Annotated in this window: 18 protein-coding genes and 1 pseudogene; 5 read left to right on the forward strand and 14 right to left on the reverse strand. The window is 60.6% G+C overall.

Annotation, left to right across the window (positions count from 1 at the left end):
- The 5 genes from NKI24_RS22185 to NKI24_RS22205 all read right to left on the reverse strand — a co-directional run bounded on the left by NKI24_RS22185 (nt 1) and on the right by NKI24_RS22205 (nt 7,954).
- Nucleotides 1-1,899, reverse strand: a complete 1,899-nt coding sequence (locus NKI24_RS22185) for an ABC transporter substrate-binding protein (protein WP_352748288.1) — start codon at nt 1,897-1,899, stop codon at nt 1-3.
- Entirely contained in the window at nt 1,896-3,791 is a 1,896-nt protein-coding gene (locus tag NKI24_RS22190; RefSeq protein WP_352450253.1) for an ABC transporter ATP-binding protein, read from the reverse strand. The genes NKI24_RS22185 and NKI24_RS22190 overlap by 4 nt, the downstream gene beginning before the upstream one ends.
- Before the next feature lie 149 nt (nt 3,792-3,940).
- Complete coding sequence (locus NKI24_RS22195) at nt 3,941-5,281, reverse strand: adenylate/guanylate cyclase domain-containing protein (protein WP_352450254.1); 1,341 nt, start codon at nt 5,279-5,281, stop codon at nt 3,941-3,943.
- 45 nt (nt 5,282-5,326) lie between these two features.
- On the reverse strand, nt 5,327-6,670 hold the full coding sequence (locus tag NKI24_RS22200) for a nucleotide sugar dehydrogenase (RefSeq protein ID WP_352450255.1): 1,344 nt from the start codon (nt 6,668-6,670) through the stop codon (nt 5,327-5,329).
- A gap of 105 nt (nt 6,671-6,775) precedes the next feature.
- Nucleotides 6,776-7,954 carry a DUF3095 domain-containing protein gene (locus NKI24_RS22205; RefSeq protein ID WP_352450256.1) on the reverse strand — a complete coding sequence of 393 codons (1,179 nt, stop codon included), beginning with the start codon at nt 7,952-7,954 and terminating at the stop codon, nt 6,776-6,778.
- 74 nt (nt 7,955-8,028) lie between these two features.
- Between NKI24_RS22205 and NKI24_RS22210 the strand changes: the two genes are divergently transcribed.
- Together NKI24_RS22210 and NKI24_RS22215 are read left to right on the forward strand one after the other, a co-directional pair.
- Nucleotides 8,029-9,117: a glycosyltransferase family 4 protein gene (locus NKI24_RS22210; RefSeq protein ID WP_352748292.1), complete on the forward strand. Its 1,089-nt coding sequence runs from the start codon at nt 8,029-8,031 to the stop codon at nt 9,115-9,117.
- Nucleotides 9,114-9,890 carry a polysaccharide deacetylase family protein gene (locus NKI24_RS22215; protein WP_352748295.1) on the forward strand — a complete coding sequence of 259 codons (777 nt, stop codon included), beginning with the start codon at nt 9,114-9,116 and terminating at the stop codon, nt 9,888-9,890. Before NKI24_RS22210 ends, NKI24_RS22215 begins: the two co-directional genes overlap by 4 nt.
- Before the next feature lie 50 nt (nt 9,891-9,940).
- Here NKI24_RS22215 and NKI24_RS22220 read toward each other — a convergent pair whose 3' ends face one another.
- The 4 genes from NKI24_RS22220 to NKI24_RS22235 all read right to left on the reverse strand — a co-directional run bounded on the left by NKI24_RS22220 (nt 9,941) and on the right by NKI24_RS22235 (nt 14,572).
- Entirely contained in the window at nt 9,941-10,795 is an 855-nt protein-coding gene (locus NKI24_RS22220) for an MBL fold metallo-hydrolase (RefSeq protein WP_352450259.1), read from the reverse strand.
- 122 nt (nt 10,796-10,917) lie between these two features.
- Entirely contained in the window at nt 10,918-11,367 is a 450-nt protein-coding gene (locus tag NKI24_RS22225) for a cyclic nucleotide-binding domain-containing protein (protein WP_023675957.1), read from the reverse strand.
- Nucleotides 11,368-11,519: 152 nt separating this feature from the next.
- Nucleotides 11,520-14,234, reverse strand: coding sequence for an ABC transporter transmembrane domain-containing protein (locus tag NKI24_RS22230; protein ID WP_352450260.1), 2,715 nt, complete (start codon nt 14,232-14,234; stop codon nt 11,520-11,522).
- Nucleotides 14,235-14,251: 17 nt separating this feature from the next.
- Nucleotides 14,252-14,572, reverse strand: a complete 321-nt coding sequence (locus tag NKI24_RS22235; RefSeq protein ID WP_352450261.1) for a hypothetical protein — start codon at nt 14,570-14,572, stop codon at nt 14,252-14,254.
- 130 nt (nt 14,573-14,702) lie between these two features.
- Here NKI24_RS22235 and NKI24_RS22240 point away from each other — a divergent pair, with 130 nt between their 5' ends.
- The gene (locus tag NKI24_RS22240) at nt 14,703-15,371 is read left to right on the forward strand and encodes a class I SAM-dependent methyltransferase (RefSeq protein ID WP_352748329.1); all 669 of its coding nucleotides are present in this window, start codon (nt 14,703-14,705) and stop codon (nt 15,369-15,371) included.
- Nucleotides 15,372-15,584: 213 nt separating this feature from the next.
- Here the strand turns inward: NKI24_RS22240 and NKI24_RS22245 are convergent, their stop codons facing one another.
- From NKI24_RS22245 to NKI24_RS22260, 4 genes and pseudogenes are all read right to left on the reverse strand, one after another.
- Nucleotides 15,585-16,763, reverse strand: coding sequence for a glycosyltransferase family protein (locus NKI24_RS22245; protein ID WP_352748299.1), 1,179 nt, complete (start codon nt 16,761-16,763; stop codon nt 15,585-15,587).
- Nucleotides 16,760-18,004 carry a glycosyltransferase gene (locus tag NKI24_RS22250; RefSeq protein WP_352748302.1) on the reverse strand — a complete coding sequence of 415 codons (1,245 nt, stop codon included), beginning with the start codon at nt 18,002-18,004 and terminating at the stop codon, nt 16,760-16,762. Before NKI24_RS22250 ends, NKI24_RS22245 begins: the two co-directional genes overlap by 4 nt.
- A gap of 1 nt (nt 18,005) precedes the next feature.
- Nucleotides 18,006-19,220 carry a glycosyltransferase family protein gene (locus NKI24_RS22255; protein WP_352450264.1) on the reverse strand — a complete coding sequence of 405 codons (1,215 nt, stop codon included), beginning with the start codon at nt 19,218-19,220 and terminating at the stop codon, nt 18,006-18,008.
- A 490-nt stretch (nt 19,221-19,710) separates the two neighbouring features.
- Nucleotides 19,711-20,017: pseudogene (locus NKI24_RS22260) on the reverse strand (ferritin-like domain-containing protein); the annotation flags it as partial.
- 386 nt (nt 20,018-20,403) lie between these two features.
- On the opposite strand from NKI24_RS22260, the gene NKI24_RS22265 reads away from it, so the two are divergent.
- A complete protein-coding gene (locus NKI24_RS22265) occupies nt 20,404-20,736 on the forward strand; it encodes a hypothetical protein (protein ID WP_352748306.1) in 333 nt (110 codons plus the stop codon).
- A 188-nt stretch (nt 20,737-20,924) separates the two neighbouring features.
- Nucleotides 20,925-22,163, forward strand: a complete 1,239-nt coding sequence (locus NKI24_RS22270) for a M24 family metallopeptidase (RefSeq protein ID WP_352748308.1) — start codon at nt 20,925-20,927, stop codon at nt 22,161-22,163.
- Between the two features lie 9 nt (nt 22,164-22,172).
- On the opposite strand, the gene NKI24_RS22275 is transcribed toward NKI24_RS22270, so the two are convergent.
- Nucleotides 22,173-23,045, reverse strand: a complete 873-nt coding sequence (locus tag NKI24_RS22275; RefSeq protein ID WP_352748310.1) for a helix-turn-helix domain-containing protein — start codon at nt 23,043-23,045, stop codon at nt 22,173-22,175.
- Nucleotides 23,046-23,074: the final 29 nt, after the last annotated feature.

Genomic DNA, 23,074 nt, shown 5'->3' on the forward strand with positions numbered 1-23,074 from the left:
TCAGGACTCTCCAAGCCAGAATGTATCCGGCATATAGACACCGAAATAGGCGGTCGGGTCGTAGCCGTAGAGCGCCTTGTCAGGCAGATTGCGCAGCCGCGAGGATGCCAGAATCGGCTGATGCGTTCCGTTTACCGTGCCGATCGAAAACACCTGATCGGTATAGATCGACAGCATTGAATTCCAGATCTCGGCGCGCTCCGTGGCTTCGGTCGATGCGTTCCAGCGCTTGAGTAAAGCCATCAACTCGACCACGGGCGGAAGATCGGGCGCTTCGCCGACCTTGCCACGGGACAAGTAGTGAGCACCCCAGAGCGGCCATTGCAGCTGGTCATCAACGGTGGGGGCGAGTTGGTAGGGGTTCATGTCGGCGGTCGGCACGCCGTTGTCGATGCCCGACCACATCGACATCATGATCTGGCCACCAAGCGCGCGGCTGCGGAAGATGTCGCGCTGCGAAGTCCGGATGAACAGGGCGATGCCGATCTTGCGCCAGTGATCGGTGATGAGCTCGAGCGCGTCGGTTTCCAGCGTGCTTTCGCCGGCCGTTTCCACTACGAGCTGCGCCGGGCGTCCGTCGGGGAGTATCCGCAGGCCGTCATCGTCACGCGCCTGAAGCCCGACCTCGTCGAGCAGGGCATTGGCCTGGTCGGGATCATGGGCGACCCAGGCTTTCGCGAATTCCGGCCGGTAGAGCGGGCTCTCCGGCAGGACCGTATCGGCACTTTCCTGCGCCAATCCGTAGAACACAGCCAAATTGATCTCGCGCCTGTTCACAGCGAGCGAAAGTGCGCGGCGCACGCGCACGTCACGAAAAAGGCCACGCCACACCTGGTCGGCACAATTCAGATTGGGCAGCAGCGCCAGCCGCGAACCTTGTGTGCGTTTCCAGAGATGCATCTTCACCGGGTAGCGCTTCTCCGCATCCTTCAGGAAGGAGTAATCGGTGAAGTCAATTCCCATGCCTTGCAGGTCGCTCTCGCCCGCACCGGTCTTGGCGGAAATGATCGCCGACGAGCTGACATTCATGACAATCCGGTCGACATAGGGCAGTTGCCGGCCATTCTCGTCTATTCGATGAAAGAACGGGTTCCGCTCGAAGACGAACTGCTCAGCCGGCGGCTTGGTCCGGTTCTGCCAGGGATCGAGCGTCGGCAGTTCCGGGTTCTCCGGGCGATACTGCCGCGACATGCGGATATGCAAGAGAGTCCATTTCTGGGCCCGGTTCTCCTTCATTAGGCCGGCGAGCCGGAATGGATCTTGGTATTTCTTGTGGAACTGCTTGAGATAGGCGGCCGGCAGAACAAGCGATAGGGGCGAAGCAGCGGCGAGCTTGGGCAGGAAGTCGGGATTGGGCGCATCCCAACTATAGCGGACCGTCAACGGATCGACGATCTCGAAGCGTGGCGGCTTGCCGTCCGCCAGCAGGGCCGGGGCGAGCCCGCCTTGCGAAAGCTCATCGTTCAGCCAGACATCTTCCCAGCAATAGCGAAAATCCTCCGACGTCAGCAGGCTACCGTCAGACCATTTATGTCCTTCTCGTATCTTGAAAGTGAAGACACGATCATCCGCTACATCGAAACTTTCGAGAATGTCGGCTTGCAGGTTAAGCTTTTCGTCATAGCCGACCAGGCGAGCGTACCCGTAGATTGTCATCATCCGGATGTCTTTCTGGCTGCCGATGATCGTGCGCAGCGTGCCGCCATATTGGCCGGGCTGCCGGCCCATCGCGGCGAGATTCAACGCGCGAGGGCGCTTGGGCAGGCGTTCGGCGAGTGCCGGCAGCGCTCTGGCCTTCAGCTGCGGCTCAAGAAATTCCGGCTCCAGATCGCCGGCGCGCAACGAGCCCGGCAGAAATGCCGAAGCCATGAGTCCAAGGACGGTGCGCCGGCTGATCAATGGCGTAGCTCGCTGAAATCGGCCGAACGTCGGGCCAGCACGAGGTGGCCGCCGCCAAGATCGAGCGGCGACAGCATATCCTCGTCGCCCTCGTCGCGGAATTGCGGTCCCCATGCGCTGGTGTCGGAAGCGCCGCTGAGTTTCAGCGTCTTGAAATCCATCGGCCTGTCGAGATCGGGGAAAGGTACTGCGGCGACCAGTGAGCGCGTGTAGGGGTGGACCGGTTTCCTAAGCAGAATTTCGCGCGGCGCGAGCTCGACGATACGCCCGCCGCACATCACCGCGATACGGTCTGCCATGTAGTCCACCACCGCGAGGTTGTGGGATATGAACAGGTAGGTCAGGCCCAGTTCCTTCTGCAGGTCCTTCAGAAGGTTCAGGATCTGCGCCTGGACAGAGACATCGAGTGCCGAAACCGGCTCGTCGCAGATCAGGAGTTCAGGCCCCAGCGCCAACGCGCGCGCGATGCCGATACGCTGACGCTGCCCGCCGGAGAAACTATGCGGATAACGCTTTATGAAGCGCGGGTCGAGCCCGATTGCCTGCATCAGGCTCTTGACCGTGGCGAGTCGGGACGCGGCATTGCCACGTCGATGGATTTCCAGCGGCTCGCTCAAAATGTTCTCCACCGTCATGCGGGGTGAAAGCGACGAAACCGGATCCTGGAATACCATCTGGATTTTCGCGCGCAGCATGCGCAGGGCGTCTCCCTCGGCTTCCAAGACGTCGATCGGACCATCGCGGCCATTGAAGATCACAGAGCCGCCGCTAGGGGTGACAGCCCGCATGAGGATCTTGCTGACGGTGGTTTTGCCGGAGCCGCTTTCGCCGACAAGACCCAGGCACTCACCCCGCCTGATATCAAAGCTCACGCCGTCCACGGCGCGAACAGAGGTTTGATGATCTCCGCCGAACCATCCGGACTTGCGGATCGTGAAGGTCTTTGTCAGATCCCTGACCGACAGCAGGATGTCGTCCGGCCCCTTCGATGCCGGCGCCGTCTGCTTGCCGAGCAGGTTCCCGACATTCACCGGCACCTCGCGGAGCGCCTTTAGCCTTTCGCCGGGCTTCAGGTCGAAATGCGGAACGGCTGCCATCAGGCCCTTCAGGTAAGGGTGGCCCGGCCGGCGGAATATCGCCTCCACAGGTCCCGCTTCCATGATCTCGCCATGGTACATGACCACCACCTCGTCGGCGACGTTGGCGACTACGCCAAGGTCGTGCGTGATCAGCAGCATCGCCATGTTCAGCTTCGTCTGAAGCTCGCGCAGCAATTGCAGGATTTGCGCCTGGATGGTGACGTCCAACGCCGTCGTCGGCTCGTCGGCGATCAACAGCGCGGGCCGGCAGATAAGCGCCATGGCGATCATGGCGCGTTGACGCAATCCTCCCGAAAGTTCAAAGGGATACATGTCATAGGCGCGCTTGGGGTTGGGAAAGCCGACAAGTCCGAGCATTTCCTTGGTCCGCGCCTTGCGCTCCACCCAAGCCATGGGCGTATGAATCTGCAGGGATTCGCTCACCTGATTGCCGATCGTATGCAGCGGCGACAGTGATGTCATCGGCTCCTGAAATATTTTGCCGATGCGGCTGCCTCTCAACGCCCGGATTTCGGGTCCGTCACGCGGCATCTGCAGGATATCCTGCGTCGTGCCGGGCTTTTCAGGATCGGAAAACAGGATACGCCCGCGAACATGGGCTGTGTTCGGCAAAATGCCCATCACTGCCTGGCTGAGAACCGATTTTCCGGAACCGGACTCGCCCACAAGCGCGGTAACCTTGCCGGGCAGGACGCGAAGATTTGCACGCCTCACGGCATGCAACGGTCCCCCTATAATGGCAAAAGAGATGCCAACATCCTCGATCCGCAGCAGATCAACGCCCAAATTCATTCTCACACCAGCCCCCACTCTGGCAGGTCCAGAAGGCGAGACTATCGCATTGCCAGCCTAGAGCAACTTGGATTCGAACAGTCGCCAGCTCCCTGGCGGAACCGGCGACCGGACTGCATACCAAACGCGTTCGGATCAGATCGTGGCGGTTACTGGAGCTTCCTCGGGTCGCCCGCGGACGGCCGCGCGGCATTGCGATGAAGCAGCATGACCTGCTCGGCGTCCGATATTCGGTCGTAAATCGGCTCCAGCGCACCGTCTTCGTCGAGCGAGAGAGTACCCGACAAATCGGGTGAAAGCACCGTTAGCTTCTGCCTGATGCCCGCCAGTTCCTCCATGCCGAGCGCCAGCCAGTTGTTGGCGCCGCAATAGCCGGCGAAGTCTTTGCTGGCGAGAACGCTGTGCGGATATTTCTTGGTCAGGGTCTGGAGACGCTGGACCTCGTTTACAGCCGAGCCGAAGACAGAGAATGTGAGCCGGTCGGTAAGCCCGACATTGCCGAACATCACATTGCCGACATGCAGGCCGATACCATAGTTTATGTCGCTCAATCCCTGCTGCTTTCTGCGCAGATTGAGATCCATCATGCGCGCGGTGGCCTTGTGCGCTGCTGCAAGAGCAGCCTGGCAGGCGATCTCGGACTGTGAACGGTGCCTTGCGCAAGGGTAGACGGCAATGAAGCCATCACCTATGAAACTCATGATCTGCCCGCCCTTGCGATTGAAAGGTGCAGCAGCGGCGTCGAAAAACTGGTTCAGCGTATCGATATAGACTTCGCGGCCGGAGGTTTCGGCAAGTCTTGACGACCCGCGCATGTCGCCCATGACCAGTGCCGCCCGGATTGTATCACCCTCGCCGCGCTTGATCTGGCCGTCGAGCACGCGCCTGCCGGCGTCGCCGCCGAGATAAGTGGTCATCATGTTGTCGGCAAGCTTGGTGAGCACCGCCATCTTGGTTGCGATAGCGAGATGGTTCTGGATGCGCAGCAGCGCCGAAATCATGCTGTCGCTGAAGCCTGCAGCACTGTCGGTGGACCAAGACCCGATCATGCCCTGACTGGTGTTGCCGCTGAAGGGATGGACGAAAGCCATGTAATCGGTGACGCCCATCAGCTTGAGGTCATCGAAAACAGGAAATTCCGACGGCACCGACGGGTCGAGCCGGCGCCGCAGATGGTCGAGCTTGTGGCTGAGCAGATGGTAGTATGGGCTGGTCAGGAATCTGTCGGAATGAACGCCGTTCTCCTTGCGGAAGCCTTCCACTTCCAGGCCCTGGCCGCGGAGCCAGGTGAAGCCGAGCGCGTCATAAAGCGGATGAAGCATCGAAAAGCTCAAATGCACCCGCTTCAACGGCAGGCCGGCAGCAGCCAGCCGTTCACAAAAGCCCCTTACCAATGTTTCCAGGTCGTCGCCCGCCAACGCCGATTGGGTCAGCCAATCGGCAACCTTATCCATGAGAATGGCTGAAATTTCTGCTTGCGCTGTGCTCATGCTATCTCGAAATCTCCTTGCACAAATTCGCCGGCTCGGACGCCGTCAGGCCTTTACCACCGTCTCTCGGGCTAGCCCGAGGCGGCCAAAAATATTGCGTGTGTCGACGATCAGTAGAGCGTGATCCGCGATCGCCTGATAGTCGATCGCGTCGTGGTCGGTCGCAACGACGACAGCGTCGAAATCCTTCAAGGCCACCTCGGTCAATTCGACAGAACGACGCCCCTTGATCGCCATATGCTCCCGTGTGGCCGGGATTTCGGTAACATGCGGATCGTGGAATTCCGCCTTGCCGCCCCATTCCTCGATGAGTTCAATGAGCCGCAATGAGGGACTTTCGCGGATGTCGGGCACATTCTTCTTATAGGCGAGCCCGATGATGAGAATGCGCGAGCGGCTGAGCGCCTTGCCGCAGCGCCGGTCCAGCGCCTTCGCCAGTTCATCGACCACATGACGCGGCATGGCCGTGTTGATCTCTGCCGCCAGCTCGATGAAGCGGGTCGGCAGTTCGTATTCGCGAGCCTTCCACGTCAGGTAGAAGGGATCGATCGGAACGCAGTGCCCGCCAAGTCCAGGGCCAGGATAGAAAGGCATGTAGCCGAAGGGCTTGGTCTTTGCCGCCTCGATCACCTCCCAGATGTCGATTCCCATCGCACCGAGCACGATCTTCAACTCGTTGACGAGGGCTATATTGACCGAGCGGAAGATGTTTTCCGTCAGCTTGACCGCCTCGGCGGTCGCCGTGGTGGAAACCGGAACGACGGTCTTGACCACGCCATGGTAGAAAGCCTGCACGAGCGTCGCCGCTTCAATGCCGTCACCTGCCACGACCTTGGGGATCGTCGCGACTTCAAAGCTGCGGTTGCCGGGATCCTCGCGTTCGGGCGAGAAGCCGAGGAAGAAGTCTATCCTCGACTGCAAGCCGATTTTTTCCAAGATGGGCTTGATCACGTCGTCGGTGGTGCCGGGATAGGTGGTCGATTCCAGCACGATCAGCTGACCGAGACGCAGATGCTTCGCGATGGTGCCTGCGGTGTTCCTGACAAAGGAGAGATCCGGCTCGCGGTGTTTCGTCAGTGGTGTCGGAACGCAGATGATGATGACATCGCAGACGGCCAGTTCGGCAAAATCCGCAGTGGCGCGGAACCGTCCGCTCGCCACCTGGCCGGCAAGGGCTGTCGACGTCACCGCCTCGATGTAGGATTGTCCGTTGTTCAGGCTCTCGACCTTTTGGGCTTCGATGTCGAAGCCGCAAACAGGGAAGCCGGCGCGTGCGATCGCAACCGCCAGCGGCAACCCGACATAGCCCAGTCCGATCACGCCGACTTGCGCGGCACGCGTCGAAATCCGGTTCAGAAGGCGGTCATATGTCGATCGTGAGGCGTCCAAAAATCTGCTTCCCGTCAATTCGGACAGGCCGTCCGCTTCCATGGTGAGGCTCACCGCTCACAAGAGCCCCGAGGCATATTGCGGAAAATCGATGTCCGCAAGCCGTCAGACCGGCACCTTCGCCTTAAGGCTTGCGGCAGCCATCGCATAGCCGCCGGCGGCGCCATCGATGAAATGAACGTGATCGCGCTGCAGCGGCGATGCGACGAGGCATGTCATCAAGGCCGATTTCTGGCGGTGCAGGCCATAGTTGCAGATGCCCGCCTCTTCCGCCTGTTTCAGCCGGTTCTCGATCCGTTGCAACACATCCGCGTCAACGTCGATGGTCATCTTTAAGCCATCGTCGAACTTCCGGAAATCCGAATTGCTGGCCACTTCGCGTTTGTAGATCTTCGGATCGAATCTGCCGATCGTCCAGCCATATCTATCCGTAACAGCCGTAAGCGTCATCAGGAACACTATCCACAGCTTCGACAGCCACCGCCGTCCTGCCGGCGCCGTGGCCCGCGCCTCGATATCGAGGCCGGCGGGCAGCAAACTGTAGTCCGGCCCGTTCACCGGCACCGGGTGGCCATCGCGTTCCTGCCTGCCGGCAAGGGCGATGATGTCGGAAACCAGAAACTGAAAACCGCGCAAGTCGCGCGACGCCCCCGGTATGGCTATGATCGAGACGATTTCGCCATGCCGGGCTTCGATCGGGTTCCAGCGGCACGAGAGGCCGGTCAGGTCCGGCCGCGCGCCGGCCGGCGCAGGATCGATGCGGTAGCGCCCCGCTTTCATCTCGGCTTCCGCCCAACTGCCGCCACCTCCGGCGAACATGGCATAGAAGACCGCATCGGAGGCCTGGAACCTCGCCACGCGAACGTCGAGGCCTTGCGCTCTTATATCCTTTATCGGCACGATTGCGGCACGCAAGGTCAGATCCAGTTCGTCCGCCACCCATCTCTGGACAGCCGCCAGCGCGTTGCGGGTGATCTCCAGCGCCGAGTCGGGAAACGCCACGAGCGCGCCGTCGCCGCCGAAGACAAAGGGAAGATCTTGCCTACCCAGCGCATTGAGCAGCGCCGAAATGACGCTGGCACCGGCCATATTGACGGTTTTATAGCGCCCCGCCTCGATCGCCTTGGTCGAGCCGACGATGTCTGCGGTGGCCAGCGCCCAGCCATCGGGGAGAGGCCGATAGTTATCGATATCGGCAACGCTTTCGAACTTTGCGAAGACCGGCAGAGAAGCAACAAACGGATCGGACGCGGCAGCTGTTTCCATGAGCATCAGATAGCACATTCCAGTGCTTGAGGGTGAAGTCGATCATGCTTCGAAATTGACTTGCGCAGGCTTTCCGATGATAGGGTCCGGCGATGCGAATTGCCTTCTATGCGCCGCTGAAGTCGCCCAATCATCCCGTTGCCTCCGGCGACCGCCAGATGGCACGGATGCTGGTCAAGGCGCTGGAGCATGGAGGACATAGCGTCGAACTGGCATCCGAATTGCGCTTCTATCTACGCGAACCGGATTCGAAAAGTTTCGATGCGCTCAAGATCCAGGCCCGCGAGGAAGCCGCGCGGCTGGCGAGGCTTTGGGATCGTGACGGCAAGCCCGATCTGTGGTTCACCTATCATCCCTATTACAAGGCGCCCGACCTGATCGGGCCCGAACTGGCGTTGGCCTTTGGTGTCCCCTATGTGACAGCGGAAGCCTCCTATTCGAGGCGGCGCAACACCGGTTTGTGGGCCGATACGCAAGCGTTGGTGGCGCGAGCCGTCGAACAGGCGGCGCTGAACATCTGCTTCACGCAAAGGGATCGTCAGGGACTGGCAGATGCGGTACCCGACGCCGCTTTCGGCATGCTTTCGCCCTTCATCGACACATCGCTATTCCGGGAAACGCCGGCACGCGGTTGTCCGACGCGCCTCGTTACCGTCGCCATGATGCGCCCGGGCGACAAACTCGAAAGCTATCGCATGCTGGCGCAGGCGCTCGGTTCGATCGGTCACCTGCCCTGGACCATGTCGGTCGTCGGGGACGGACCTGCCCGCGAGGAGATCAAAGCGCAATTCGCCGGCTTGCCCGCCGAGCGTATCGAATGGCTTGGCGCGATTGAGCCAGCCGCCGTGCCGGATGTCCTCTACAGTGGGGGAATTTACGTCTGGCCGGGTTTCGGCGAGGCCTATGGCGTTGCCTATCTTGAAGCACAGGCCGCCGGCCTTCCGGTTGTGGCTCAGGACGTCGCCGGCGTGCCGGAGGTCGTCCGGAATGGCCAGGCCGGGTTTCTCACCCCGCCGGACGATGTGGCGGCGTTCGCTTCTGCCATTGAAAGGCTTCTGGCCCATAACGACGAAAGATCCATCATGGCCGCAGAAGCCAGACGTTTCATCCTCGAAGAACGTTCTCTCGGTGCTGCAGCGGCGCGTCTGGCCGAACTTCTTGCGAAGATCCCCGTCTCATGACATCCGATCAAATCTGGCAACCCTTGGTGGAGGAACTGGCGAGCCGGCAACGGGCGGACCGTAAGGCAGAGTTCTGGCTGCGCGACGATGACGCCGTGGATCCGACGCCTGCGCTTGATCGGTTGCTCGACCTCACCGGTGAATTCGCGGTTCCGGTGACTCTGGCCGTCATTCCCGCCGTGACTGACGAGAAGCTTGTCGTTCGGCTTGACGAGGCGCCGCATGCCACGGTCGCCATCCATGGCTGGGCGCACCGAAATCATGCGCCCGAGGGCCAGAAGAAGCAGGAGCTCGGCGCGCATCGACCACGCGAGGCGGTGCTCGATGATCTGGCTCGCGGGCTGGCGCACGTAACCGGCCTGCACGGCGCACGTGCCGTTCCGATGCTGGTGCCACCCTGGAACAGGATCGACGCCGGCTTGGTATCCGACCTTGGATCGATAGGATTTTCGGCATTGTCGGTCTATGGACCGCAAAGGCCGGCGTCACTTGCGGTCATCAACAGCAATGTCGACATCATGGATTGGCATGGCACGCGCGGCTGCCGCGATCATGGCCTATTGGTTCAGGCTATCATCGCGCAATTGCAGCATGCATTCGATGGGGGCGAACCGGTGGGCCTGCTCACCCACCATCTCGTACATGATGAATCGGCCTGGCTCTTCCTCGAACGGCTGTTCACAGTCACCGCACAGACTGAAGCCTGCGCATGGCTTCCGATCAGGACATTGATCGGGCGCAGCGCCGGTAGAACAATTCCAGGAAAAGTGTGAACGGTTTCCGTCCGGAATTGCGTCAAAACAAAGAGATAGAGGAAAATAGCTCAGTGCTTTTTGCGCAATGAGACCGGAATGTTGAGCGTCTGGCCATCCCGCGCGGCAAAAGCGCCGGTAAACCTGTCCTTGGCCAGTTTCTGGATCTTGTCCAGTTCCTTGTCGGTGCGTGTCGGATCGTGGTGAAACAGCGCAAGCCTCCGCGCACCGGCCGCCTCACAGAGTTTGACGCCCTGTTGCCACGTCGAGTGCCCGTAACCGCGGCGGCGTTCCATTTCCTCCTCGGTGTAGGTGCAATCGTAGATGACGAGGTCGGCATCTTCGATCAGGCCGAGCACCGCCTGATCGAGTTTGTCCGGCTCATGCTCAGTGTCTGTGATCACCGCCACGACGCCGCCACCCCATTCGACCCGGTAGCCTATGCAGCCGCCCGGATGCATAAGACTGCCGGTTCGGACCACCACCCCTTCGCGCGGGCGAAGCACGTCTCCGGATACAAAATCGCGATAGTCGAGGCTTGCCTTGCAGGCCTCCAGTTTCACCGGAAACCACGGCGGCCGCATGAACTCATCGACCATCTGCCGGGTCGTCATGTGTCCTGCAAGATGCCCGGACCAAAGCGTAACCTGGGCGCCCCGGTCATAGATCGGCGCAAAAGACGGCAGCCCGATGATGTGATCGTAATGGCAATGGGTGAAAAGCAGGTCGAAATCGGTCACGCCCAACGCCTGAAGCGCCGCGCCGGCTGGCCTTAGGCCAGAGCCTGCGTCGAACAGAAGCGTATGCTTACCGCATCGCATCTCGACGCAGATTGAGTTGCCACCATAGCGAGAGAACTCTGGCCCTGATACCGAAATGCTGCCGCGGACACCCCAAAACCTGACCAGGAAAACGTTGTCGTCCATGCTACCCCTTCGCCCATCATATCTAAACAACTGCCGCTAGGCGAGACAGGCTTTCTCCGGGTGATCTTCTCAGCGAGAGGACAGTGCCGTCACGACGGCGAGGATCGAGCGCACGTCCTTCGTTATTTGGCGCTTCGTGCGTCGATCAGATCCGCGGTCGTATGGCTTAGGCGATCGGCAAGAACCCGCAATATCTCGATGGTCATTTCCGGGAACTCCCTCATAAGTCTCAGGAAATGATCCTTGCGGATTCTCAGGGCTTCCAGCGGACTTGCCGCTCTGACGGTGGCAGTGCGGGAGCTGTTGCACAATATGGCGATCTCGCCAACGATCGAATTTGGCTCCAGTTCTGCAACTTTTATCGGTCCGCTGTCGGAATCGACAAGAATATCCGCTCTGCCTGAAAGGATGACATAGGCGGCGTCTCCCTCGTCGCCCTGCCGGAAAAGGATCTGGCCGGCGCTGTAGCTCACACGATCGGATGTGAACGCAAGCAGCTTGAGCTTTGTCGGCTCGATGGCAGAGAACAAGGGAACGCGTTGCAGCATTCCAACTTCATCCTTGAGCAGCATTGTCGCAAACCTTCCAAAATTCGCGTTTGCCAGACTAGAGCACGCCCAGATGGAATCAATTCTCTTTCCGGGATGGCGAGACAAACCACGCGAAAGGTGGCGAGCCCGATGTCGTGCACCGGCAGAATGATCCCATCTGAATGTCCGTTGCTCTATGACAACAGTTCCTTGAAGATACCGTTCCCTGCCAAAAGTGTCTCGTGTGTTCCGTCTTCCGCCAATTGACCCGAGTCGAAGACGATAACGCGATCGAACATCATCGCCATTGCCGGATTCGTCACGACCCACACAATTGCCGGCGAATGGCCGTCGCGCCTGGCTTCCCCGAGCACATTTCGCAGCACCTTATCCTGCATGCGCTGGTCGAGCGCCGACAGCGGCCGGTTGAGAATGAGAAAATCGGGACGCTTGAGCAAGGCCCGGGCAACATCGAGCTTCTGTCGCTGTCCACCGGTCAGCCGCCTGCCGCCGGAGCCGACGTTGAAGTCCAGGCCGACATCCAGAAGTTCGCCATAAAGCCCCAGTTCGTCAAGAATGTCATAGACGATGGAGCGTATGCGGTCGGGCGCGTCGGGATGATTGTTGCCCACACGCCCGAACAAGACATTATCCATGACGGTGGCCGCGGCAATGTATTTGGCAGGATCATACCGTTCGACCGCATTGTGCAGCTCGGGCGGCAGGTCTTCATAGAACCGGTTGCGTGCAGCGACGATCTTGCTCATCAGCTCGTCGCTCAGCAGGCCGAAGCGGTGCCGGGGCTCGATGTAGGCAAAGCTCAAGGTGACGATCATGGCGCGATCGTTCTCCGAAACCGCCTCGTAGGGACGGTTCTTGAGCCGTTGCAGCAAGGTTTCGTAGGCGGGTATCTCCTCCGCGCTCATGAAGGCGAGCTGCTGGAAGAACTGGTGATCGGGCGGCAGGTCGGCAAACAGCTCGATCGCCTGTTTGGCGATCTCCAAGCCCATTTCGTAGAGCGTGCGGTCGAGGCCGGCTTGCCTCAGCACGGAAGCAAAATAGGGATTGGCCGCCAGGGCCCTGTCGGCCAGTTCGGGGCCGGCGGCAGCGCCGAAGAGCAGGTTTTGGCCGATCGTTGCTTCCTTGTTGTAGGCGCCCGGTTCGAAAGGAACCACCAGTCCGCTCAGCCCCTCTTGTTCCAGCCGGGTCCGCAGCGCCGCACGCAGTTCGACGATCCGCCTGGCAAGCTCCGTGTGACGCGTGAGGTCGGCCGAAGAGCGCAAGCCGAGATCCAGAATGTCACGCGACAGAACAACCGCGTCGAGCACCCGGCGCACGGCTTCAAAGAGGTCGTGCGGGCCGGTAGCGCCAGCGGAAGCATAGTTGATCCAGTCGCTGTGGATATCAAGATCCGGATTGCCCGACCGGCGCGCCTCGTGAATGTTCCAGCGGTGCTGATCTGCCGCAGCACCGTCATAAGGCACCGATGTCAGCGGCGCATGCTTCAACCCGTAGAGCAGGTTGTCGCGGAGGCTTGCCTGGAACAGGAAAACATCCGACGAGGCATACGACATGCGCCGGCCGGTTATTGCTTCGGGAAGTTCAAGCAGGTCGTCGGTGCCCGAAGCGACCCTTCCGCTGTCCGGCCAGTTCAGCCGCGCGAAGGCTTCTGCAAGCGCCTCCGCTCCACCTGTTGCGGTACTGACCAGTGCCACCGTCTCACCCGGCTTGACCTGGAGGGAGATACGGTTGAGGAGCATTGCACCGCCATCGTCTGCTATGGACAGATTGATCGCCGACAGCGGCTTGGTCATCGGATCGGGATCGTCGATCGTCAATGCCCCGATTTTCGGCGCGATGAGACCTTCAACGGTGAACTGTTCAACGACCTGTTGATATTTGACCTGGACATCCTGCCGATCCTGATCCCAGTCGATCAGTTCCTTCATCGGTCCGGGCAGGTCCTTGTAGGCGCCGATCACGGCCACGAGCTGGCCGACGTCCAGCCGCCCCTGGAGGACCAGATACCCGCCGATCATGTAGAACAGAAAGGGCGTGAGCTGCGCGAGAAAATTGTTGAGGAACTTCACCATGAATTTCCATTGGTAAAGATCGAAGCGGATCTTGAAGATGAGCCCGAGCCGGGCAGCTATGTCGGCGCGCTCGTAGTTTGATGTATCGTGGACGTGAACCGCGCCGATGCCGTCGACGATTTCGCCAACCCGGCCCGAAAGCGCGCGCGCCGTCAACTGCCGTTGGCGCCCGAGCACGATCAGCCGCCGCCGCATTCGCGGGATGAGCACGATCTGGATCGCCACGATCACGACCGCTATCATTCCGAGCCAGACGTTCTGGATCATGATGAACAGCATGGCCGTCAGCGCTTGGCCGCCGAGCAGTACCGGCTGCAGGAAGGCGTCGCCGATGAAGCCGCCCAGCGGCTCCACCTCGTCCTTCACCATGGTCGCCACTTCGGCGGATTTTACCCGCTTGAAGTAAACCGGCGGAAAACGCAGCACACGGTCGACCAGATCGAAGCGGATACGCCGCAGCATGCGTTCGCCGAGGCGGCCCTTGTAGGTGTTGATGTAGAATTTGAACAGGCCGTTGATGACGACTAGCAAGAGGAACACAAGGCTCAGGGCAAACAGGGTCTCCTCGCGGTCGAGCTGAAAACCGGAGAAGAACTGGACCTCTCCAATGAACGGCAGGTTGTAGTGTAGCCTCATGAATGGCTGGGTCGCGCCCGGTTGCTCGAAGCCGCGACCTTGGATCGGTCCGTTGACGATCAGCTTCGGCAGGTCGAAGGACATGAAATACGGGATCATCGAAAGCACGACGATCATCAATATCCAGAGCTGCTGCTTCTTGGTGTGCGTCCAGATATAGCGGGCTAGGCTGGCTTCCATATGCGACTGTGGACCCTTCAGTTGGAAGGATGCAGGATGTAAAAGCACCTGCTGGCGAATGGCGTATCGGCAATTTCTTCATCGCCAACGACAAGCTCGAAGCTGCTGTGCACGGGCATTGTCCTGCGCTCAACGATGCAAGGAACCTGCGAGGCGGCGCGATCCAGTTCCGGCGCATGGTCGATGGCAACGACATGGGCATTGTTGATCGGCGAAGAAAGCAGCTGGCCAAACGGTCCGCGGCTTTCGTAGGGCTTTGGCGAACAGCCGAGCAGCACGAGGCCGCAGCTGCGCGGCTGGTGCTGGCGGATGGACGCCGATGATCCGGACAGATGCAACAGGCTCTCTCCGGCACCGGGCAATAGCCAAGCGGCTTGCAGCATGATCACGTCCGCGGAATCAAACAGTCTTGCGGGAGGCAAGATTGCGTTGTGTCGCCCAAAATCCCAACATACAAGACGAATTATGATGGATGTCACGCAACCACGCAATGCCATGGACTGGCACGAGCAAGCCTTGGACCTCACGCGGGGAATTGCTGCTTATGTCAACTGCCCTCTCGTGGCAGGGCTGGCGCGCGTCGTCGCCAAGCATCCGAAGGCCGATATCGCCAACGCCTTCAACCACAAGCAGGTCGCCTGCAAGATGTGGGCGCTCGACAGGCTGTTCGAAAGCGGCGGCGGCCGCTTCGGGCGCATATGGGTTCTGGGTGGATGGTACGGCGTATTGCCGGCAATGCTTTTCAACGATGCCCGCTTCGACATCGCGGCGGTCGATAGCATCGACATCGATCCCGAAGTCGCGCCGGTCGCCCGGACCCTCAACCGGGAAGCCGGCGACCGGTTCCGGGCGCTGACGGCAGATATGTACGCACTCGACTATGCGGCCGGGCGGCCCGATCTGATAGTCAATACGAGCTGCGAACACATAGCCGATCTGCGGGCCTGGCTTGCTCTGCTTCCGCCGGGCACGAATGTACTGCTGCAATCGAACGATAATTTCAGCGAGCCGACGCACATCAACTGCGTGGCTTCGCTTGCAGCCTTCGAGGAAATGGCGGCGCTACGGGAGGTGCGGTTCTCCGGCGAACTGCCGACAAAAAATTATACGCGCTTCATGCTGATTGGAACTGTTTAATGCATTTCGCCCAAAAGCGCGTAGCGGTTTTGGGACAACGACACGCATAAAAACAGGACTTGAAGCGCGTCGCACGAATCTCACCAGACGCGACGCGCGTTAGGGCATTTGCAGGAAAGTGTGGAAACGGCTTTCCGTCCGGAATTGCGTCAAAACAAAGAGACAGAGCGGTTCTGCGTGAAACGATGAACCGCTCTAGGACCTATCGTCTGTTTAATCATGAACTTTTCCGAAACCGGGCCCCACGTTTAGGGACCATGTTCGATGTCGCTCGCGCAGGATTTGCGCGGAGCGACGCGCGCCTTCCAGATCGAGACGATGCGCAGATGGCGTCGGTTCCACAAGCGCTTGTTCGACCGCTTGCGCCAAACCTTCAGGCGTCAGGTCCTTTTCCATCAGCACCGTTGCAAGACCGAGTTCTTCGAGCATCAGGGCGCGAACCGTCTGTTCGGTTTCCCCGCCGGCTGCAAATGGGACGAGCAGGGAGCGACAGCCCGCGCGCAGGACATCGCAGACCGTGTTGTAACCCGCCTGCGAGACTGACAGGCGGGCGCCGGTCAGCAGGCTGGCGAAATCCTCGCGGAACCGGAAGATGGACAGGCCCGGCGTGGCATCGCGTGCGATCGCGTCAAACTCGTCTTTCGGCAGGTTTGGGCCGGTGATCAAACACCATTTCCAAGCGTTGTTGGCATTCCGCGCCGCTGCGATGGTGGATCTGACAAGGCTCTTTCCGGCAGCCCCGCCGCCAACTGACACCAGAACGTCGAAGCGCTCGGAGCCCGCGGGCGATGGCGGCGCGGCAACGAGCCCCGTGTAGGTGACCTCGGCCCTGATCGCCCCAGCCAGTGGAAATGTCTTGTCGATGGTTGCGAAAGCCGGATCGCCGTGGACCATAACAAGATCGAAATGCCTGTTGATGAGATCGACCGTTTCCTCGTTTCGGCCCAGCTTGACGCGCTCCTGGAGGATATCACGGACGGACGTCGCCAGCAGCGGTCTGGGCGACGTCGCGTCGATGGCCTCGATCAGCGGCAAGAGTTCGAAACGCATCTGCCGGCGTCCAAATGGAAACGCCTCGACAATGACGATATCAGGCCTGCAATCCCGGAATGCCTGCAGCAGCATCTCTGAACGCCATTTCTTGAAATCATCGTCGATCGGGTTGCCTTGCAGGTCGACAAGTCCCGAAAATCCTTCATCACCGGAGGTGACAGGTGGCAGAGTTACAGATTGTACACCCAGTCCCGGAAACCCGGCGATCGGCGCTCCGCCGGTCACGACGGTAACGTCAAACCCGTCATTGACCAGAGCCGCCGCAATGCGGCTGGCGCGCGCGAGATGGCCGATGCCGAGCAGGTGCTGGACATAGAAGAAAGCGCGCAGCCGCTTCATTCGGCGGCCCGCCACTCCCGCTCGAACAGTTCCTTGAGCTGTCCAATGCTTGCCATATGATCGAAATTGCCGCGCACGCGCCGCTCTGCGGCGTCGCCGAGGCGGTCGCGGAGCACGGGATCACGAATCAGGCGCTCCAGCGCCTGTGCCAGGGCAATCGGGTCTTCCGTCGGAACCAGCAACCCCGTTTCATCCGGCGATAAAAGCTCCGGCACGCCGGAAATATCGGTCGACACGCAGGCAAGCCGCTGGCTAGCCGCCTCCACCAGAACGTTCGGCAGACCGTCGCGGTCGCCAGTTGCGGTGATCCTGCAGGCCAGGGCGAAGATGTCGGCACGGCGGTAGTGCTCAAGCACCTCCTCCTGCGCAAGCGCGCCTTTCCAAGAGACGCGACCATCCAGGCCGAGCTTTTGCGCCAGCGCCTTGCACCGTTCCAGTTCTTCGCCGCCGCCGATATGCTCGAAACGCCACGCCAAATCGCCGGGCAACAGGGCAAGGGCCTCCAGCAACGTATCGTAACCTTTCTTTTCAACGGCGCGCCCGACACTCAGAACGACAACCGGTTCGTCCGGAGCCGAGCCGTCATGCTGCTTTCGCGCCTCGCCGAAACTGCCGAAGCGATCAAGGTCGAGCCCATGATAGCTCAGATGCACAGACGAGTTGCCGTTAGCGAGTTTTTTCAGACGATCGAAGCCGGTTTTCGTGCAAGTGACCGTCCAGCGCGCCGAGGAAAGCTTGCCGGCCAGATCCCAGTCCGCCGAAGTCCAGATGTCCTTGGCATGGGCCGAGCAGGTCCAGGGCAGGCCACGAAGCTGGCTGGCATAGCGCGTCACCGATGCAGGCGTGTGCGCGAAATGTGCATGCAGCCAGCCCGCGTTTTCCGGCCATTCGGCCGCCAGCACGAGCGCTTGCCCGAAGCGGCGCGCGCGATTGCGCGTAAAGTCGCGGGGCATATCGGCAGCCAGCGATCCGAGCGCGCGCCAGAAGCCCGGACGCAGCAGACAGGCAAACAGCGAGCGAAGCACGCGCAGCGGCTCTTCATGCAGATATTCCGGCAGATAATGGACGGGCGCTTTGATCTCGTCATGCACGGGGTGGCGTTTTTCGTCGGTCGGCCGCCTGAGCGCGACGAGTATCAGGTCGAACCCCGCACGCTCAAGACCGAGCAGTTCCTGCGCGATGAAGGTTTCGGACAGCCGCGGATAACCCTTCAGAACCACGACGATCTTGCGATGTTGCAACTCAGGTCATTCCTTCAATGACCGAAAGGTGATGGCCGGCTCGCCGGTCGAGCAGTTCCGCGACGATTTCGGAAATATGAGGCAGCCCTTCCAGCGTCAGATGCGGATTGCTCTGCGATGGGCGGGGCCGGTCCGGCAGCACCTTCAGTGCATCAGCAAACCGCCGGGAATCCTCGGCTTCTTCCGGCAAAAGCATCTCGATGAGGCCGAGTTCGGCTGCGCGCCGTGCGCGAATCAGTTGTTCCCGGCGGGGCTCGACGCGCGGCACGATCAGCGCCGGCTTGTCGAAAGACAGTATCTCGCAATAGGTGTTGTAGCCGCCCATCGCCACTACCGCCTTGGCGCCGGCAATCAGGTCTTCCATGCGGTTGTCGAACTCGATGATCTTGATGTAGGGGATCTTGGACCCCTTCTTGAGCAGCTTGTTGCGCTTGCGCGCCGGCATGTAAGGCCCAAGCACGATCAGGGCTCTATGCTGCAATTGCGGATCCTGCTGATAGGCATCGATGACGTCGTGGATCAGATCGGCGCCGTCACCGCCGCCACCGGTAGTAACGAGGATATAGTCGCCCTCAGGCCGGTGGCCGGGCAACTCGTTCCGCTGCAGGCTCCGTTGCAGGAAACCGACGAACCTCATCTTTGCCCTGACAGCCGGGGGCACATCCAAGCCGGTCAACGGATCGTAGAAATCCGGCGGACCATAGGCCCAGACCTTGTCGTAGAAGACGCCTATCTTGCGCATCACGTCTCTGCGTGCCCACTCTGCTTCGAGCAGATGCGGCGCATCCATCACCTCGCGCAGGCCAAGCACCAGCGTGGTGCCCCGCGTCTTGAGGTAGGACAGCGTGTCCTCAATCTCACCGCGCAGGCCGAGCGGTTCCTTGTCGACGATGAAGATATCCGGCCGGAAGGTCTCAGCTGTATGGCGGATGATCGATTGGCGCATCCTTAGCGTCTCATGCAGATCGATGTCCTTTTCCAGCGAGGTGTATTCGCCGTTGCGCAGCTTGATGACGCTGGGGATCTTCACGAAGTCGACACGGGCGCGGTAGTCGAAGGCGCCAGCGATAGTCGCACCCGAAATGATAAGCACCTGAAGTCCGCGGAAATCCTCGACCAGCGAATGCGCGATAGTCCGGCAGCGCTGCAAATGGCCGAGCCCGAACGTGTCGTGGCTGTACATGAGAATTCGAGCGTTTTCTGCGTGCTGGGTCATTGTTGAACGTCTCTTAGAATTCTCGCCTTGAGGACCGTGAGCGACCCGCAGGATTCGAAACCATCCTCGCGGGTCTACCGACCTGTTCTGAAACATGAGGGCGCAATTTTCAATTCGTATTACAAAGAGGGTCCATATGCTGAAACCAGGAAGCTACGTCTGCTCAGCGGCCTGCTTGCCACGTGGTCCAGAAGAACCTGCATCATTTCACTGGTATTGACCATCTCGGATTCTCGGCGGCCTTGACCGCTGCGAAAAACGTGGAAACTCCAGAATGGAATAAGGTATGGGCTGGGTACTTCACTCCGAGCGTCTAAGCCAAGCTCCTAAACCATGATGTGCCTTGGCGGTGGGAAGCCGGAGCGTTGACGGAGTAGGGGACACGTTCGAACCGCCTAGATCTTGACTTCTCAGACCAGAATCTGGGGGTCAGGAGTTCGACTCTTTTCGGGCGAGCCAATTGAACTCACTAGCTTTTTGGACGCCATGGGCGCATGAACTCGCCGATTGCAGGCTTGTCAAAGCTGACCTGTTTGCCGCCAACGACAGCGCCGGCCTTCGGGCCGGCATCCGAGTCTTCGATCCCTTTTCCGGTTGTACCGCGCAGGTAATATTCGGCTTCCATATATATTCGAGATTGAGGGCGAACCGGAAAAAATGTCTTCGTCTTTGACCTCATCCTGCGCATAGGCGCGGGAAACCGGGGCAAGCCCGGTGGCCGAAGCGAGCGTTGCTCCCAGGCCAAACTGCAATTCGCGGCGGCGCGAAACACGAAATGCAGGCGTGACGCGGATCATGGCTTCCTCCCAAAAGCCCGCCGGCATCAAACATTTTGGCACCTCAAAGCACGCCTGCGCTCCCAACTTCACGAAATGTGGAATGTTCCTCAGTCACCGATAGCCGAGCAGCTAGGTTTCCTCGACCCTAGCCTCATGTCAGCCGACGCACACTGCGCTGTAGCGGCGCCGGATCTGCCGGCAGCAAAAATCCCGCCGCTGCGGTCGTCCGAAGTACGCTGTCGATAAAATCCAGGACTTTTGCGTATCGATTTCGGGACCAAGGTCCGTCTTGTAGAATACTGTATTTGAACAAAGCTAGGTAACAGCCGACTTTCGGATTCGAAAGTCCTGACGTTTTTCATCTGGAACCCATCCTGGCGGGAGGGCGACTCGAAGGAGGAACTATGAAAACGCGCACCTGTCTATTCGCGACTGTAGCCGCTCTCACCCTTGTCGCATCTCCGGTACTCGCTGCTCCCGGGGGCAATGGCAACGGCAATGGCGGCAGCAACGGTAACGGCGGAAACTCGGCCGGGGCCGGCTCGCAGGGACACGGAGCCGCCACTTCCGCCGCGGCCAAGGACAAGTCGACGACCGGCGTTGCTCATGCAATGGCGGTCGTTGCCACGACACCGGCCTCACCGCAGGCTACGCTGGCCTTGCAGGCAGCGCTGGATAGAAAGGCCGCGAAAGGCGCGGCAGACACTGCCGACGACACCTCTGACGAAACCGAGTAAGCATTCGAAACAGACCACTTGTCGCGTTGAAAGCCGTGGTTCGCCGCGGCTTTTTTCGTTTCCAGACGACGAACTCTCAAGGTGAACAGCGCTTCCAGAAAAAAGCTGCTCCACGGCGGCACTGAAGCTACGCTAAGGTCAAACGCCGCCGCATCGGCGTCGGATTCGAGTGCATTCGAGGAGATCCTATGACCGGCTTTGTCGACCGCGAGCGCGCAACTGACCTGATGCAGCGCGCCGGCATCGAGGCGCTGGTGCTTTGCGAGCCCGAGGCGTTCCAATATGCCACCGGTGCCTGGATCGGCCCGGCCGGCCTGTTCCGGCGGGCCGGCGCCGGTTTCGTCGTTATTCCCAAGCGAGGCGACCTGCCGATCGGCGTCGTGGTGGCGGATTTCCAGGCTGCCCAGCTCCGGGCGGCGATGGCCGGCGCCGTGCTGCGCACGCATGCGATCTGGATCGAATCGGCGTCGCTCGAGCCGGCGACGGCCGACCGGCCTGTTGCGCAGCGCATCGAGGCCGGCTTGGTTGGCCGCGCCCCCGGTTTTTCACGTCCGGCGACCTTCGAGCTTGCCCGCTCCGTCCGCGAGCTGAAAACGATCCTCGCAGAATTCGGGCTGGAGCGTGCGACGCTCGGCATCGAGCTGGATTTCGTCTCGGCCAGCGATTTTTCCGCGATGCAGGCGATATTGCCGGGCACTGCCCTGGTCAACGGCTCGCCGGTTCTCGACAGGCTGCGGGCAATCAAATCGCAGAGCGAGATCGACCTTCTGCAGCAGGGCATCGCCCTGTCGGAAGCCGGCCTGTCGCGGCTGCAGCAGCATGCGACGACCGGCATGCGTCAGTCTGAGCTGGTCGCGCTTTACCGGCAAGGCGTCGCGGATGCAGCCGCCGGGTCGTCGCAGCAAATCTCGACGGCGGAATACGTCACGCTGGGCGCTCGCCCAAAAGGCGCCGACGCCGTCGCCGCCGCCCGCGATCCGCTGAAGGCCGACATGGTGTGCAGCGTGAACGGCTATGCCTCGGATATGTCGCGGAATTTCACCTTCGGGCCGCCGTCGCCCGAACAGGCCGAATTGCATGCGATAGCCGAACGCGCCTTCGCCGACGGGCTTGCCGCGCTTATGCCCGGAAAGCCGTTAGCCGCCGTGCATCGCGCCGCCAGCGAAAGCCTGGCGCGCCAGGGCCTGCGTTCCTATCGCCGCGGCCATTTCGGCCACGGCGTCGGCCATTCCGTGTTTTCCGAGCAATGGCCGTTCATCTCGGCCGACAGCAATGTCGTGATCGAGGCCGGCATGGTGCTGGCATTCGAGATCCCGCTCTACATCGACGGTCTCGCCAGCTTCAATCTCGAGGACCAGTTCCTGATCACCGCCAACGGGCCGTCGCCGATGAACCGCCTGCCGAGGCGCCTGGATATTATCGGCTGAATCCAGCCGTTATCTGGCGCCGGCCACGCCCCTGCGGAAATCCGACGGCGACATGCCGGAAAGCTTGCGGAACGACTTGTTGAAGGCACTGAGCGAGCCGAAGCCCGATTCCATGGCGACGCGCAGCACATTGGCATCCTGATGCATCAGCAGCGCCTGCGCGTAGCTGAGGCGCAGCAAATTCACATATTCATTGAGCGTCATGCCGGTCGATTTCTTGAAGATGCTCATGGCGTATTTGGGATGGATATCGGCCGCCGCGGCGATATCGACGCAATCGATCTCGTAGAGGAAATTCTCGGCGATGAAGTCGCACATGCGCCCGACATTGCGCAGCGATTGCTGATCGAAGGGACTGCCTATCTCGTGTTCGACCGGGGTTTCGGGCACCAGCCGGTAAGGCTCGAAGCGCACCCGCTCCAGCCGCAGCAAAAGCTCGTTGACGGCATGCTCGGCCTTGACCGGGTCGCCGGAGCGGGCATAGCGGTTCCAGCGCTCGAAATTGTGGTCGTCCGACCGGTCGGTGGCGTCGGTCACCAGCGTCGCCCCGGTCATCAGTCTGTTGCGGACCTCGACGGGCAAATGCAGCCGGAAGAAATGCACCAGCGGCAAATGCGCGCCGGCATAGATGGCATCGTCGGAGGCTTCGTCCATCTGGTGCGGCAGGCCGCCCCAGAACAGACACATGTCGCCAGCAGAGAGCGAAAGCCCGTGCCCGTCCATACGGTAATGCACGGCCCCGCGCACGATGAAATTCACCTCGACCTGGGCGTGCCAATGCGGCTTGAGCATCACCAGGGGCTGGGTGTGGAACATCTGCAGCAGCAGCGGCAGGCCCTCCACGCTGCTGGCGCCAGGCTGGTAAAACGGCCTTTCCGGCATCTTACTTTCCGCTCATTTCTTATTCCCTT

This window comes from Mesorhizobium sp. M0701, assembly GCF_040320365.1.
Taxonomy (GTDB): Bacteria; Pseudomonadota; Alphaproteobacteria; order Rhizobiales; family Rhizobiaceae; genus Mesorhizobium.

Excerpts from the sequence above, each read along its gene's own strand:
- NKI24_RS22190 (WP_352450253.1), bottom strand. The coding sequence starts at position 3,791 with ATGAATTTGGGCGTTGATCTGCTGCGGATCGAGGATGTTGGCATCTCT.
- NKI24_RS22195 (WP_352450254.1), bottom strand. The coding sequence starts at position 5,281 with ATGAGCACAGCGCAAGCAGAAATTTCAGCCATTCTCATGGATAAGGTT.
- NKI24_RS22205 (WP_352450256.1), bottom strand. The coding sequence starts at position 7,954 with ATGTGCTATCTGATGCTCATGGAAACAGCTGCCGCGTCCGATCCGTTT.
- NKI24_RS22210 (WP_352748292.1), top strand. The coding sequence starts at position 8,029 with ATGCGAATTGCCTTCTATGCGCCGCTGAAGTCGCCCAATCATCCCGTT.
- NKI24_RS22215 (WP_352748295.1), top strand. The coding sequence starts at position 9,114 with ATGACATCCGATCAAATCTGGCAACCCTTGGTGGAGGAACTGGCGAGC.
- NKI24_RS22220 (WP_352450259.1), bottom strand. The coding sequence starts at position 10,795 with ATGGACGACAACGTTTTCCTGGTCAGGTTTTGGGGTGTCCGCGGCAGC.
- NKI24_RS22225 (WP_023675957.1), bottom strand. The coding sequence starts at position 11,367 with ATGCTGCTCAAGGATGAAGTTGGAATGCTGCAACGCGTTCCCTTGTTC.
- NKI24_RS22230 (WP_352450260.1), bottom strand. The coding sequence starts at position 14,234 with ATGGAAGCCAGCCTAGCCCGCTATATCTGGACGCACACCAAGAAGCAG.
- NKI24_RS22240 (WP_352748329.1), top strand. The coding sequence starts at position 14,703 with ATGGATGTCACGCAACCACGCAATGCCATGGACTGGCACGAGCAAGCC.
- NKI24_RS22245 (WP_352748299.1), bottom strand. The coding sequence starts at position 16,763 with ATGAAGCGGCTGCGCGCTTTCTTCTATGTCCAGCACCTGCTCGGCATC.
- NKI24_RS22255 (WP_352450264.1), bottom strand. The coding sequence starts at position 19,220 with ATGACCCAGCACGCAGAAAACGCTCGAATTCTCATGTACAGCCACGAC.
- NKI24_RS22265 (WP_352748306.1), top strand. The coding sequence starts at position 20,404 with ATGAAAACGCGCACCTGTCTATTCGCGACTGTAGCCGCTCTCACCCTT.
- NKI24_RS22270 (WP_352748308.1), top strand. The coding sequence starts at position 20,925 with ATGACCGGCTTTGTCGACCGCGAGCGCGCAACTGACCTGATGCAGCGC.
- NKI24_RS22275 (WP_352748310.1), bottom strand. The coding sequence starts at position 23,045 with ATGCCGGAAAGGCCGTTTTACCAGCCTGGCGCCAGCAGCGTGGAGGGC.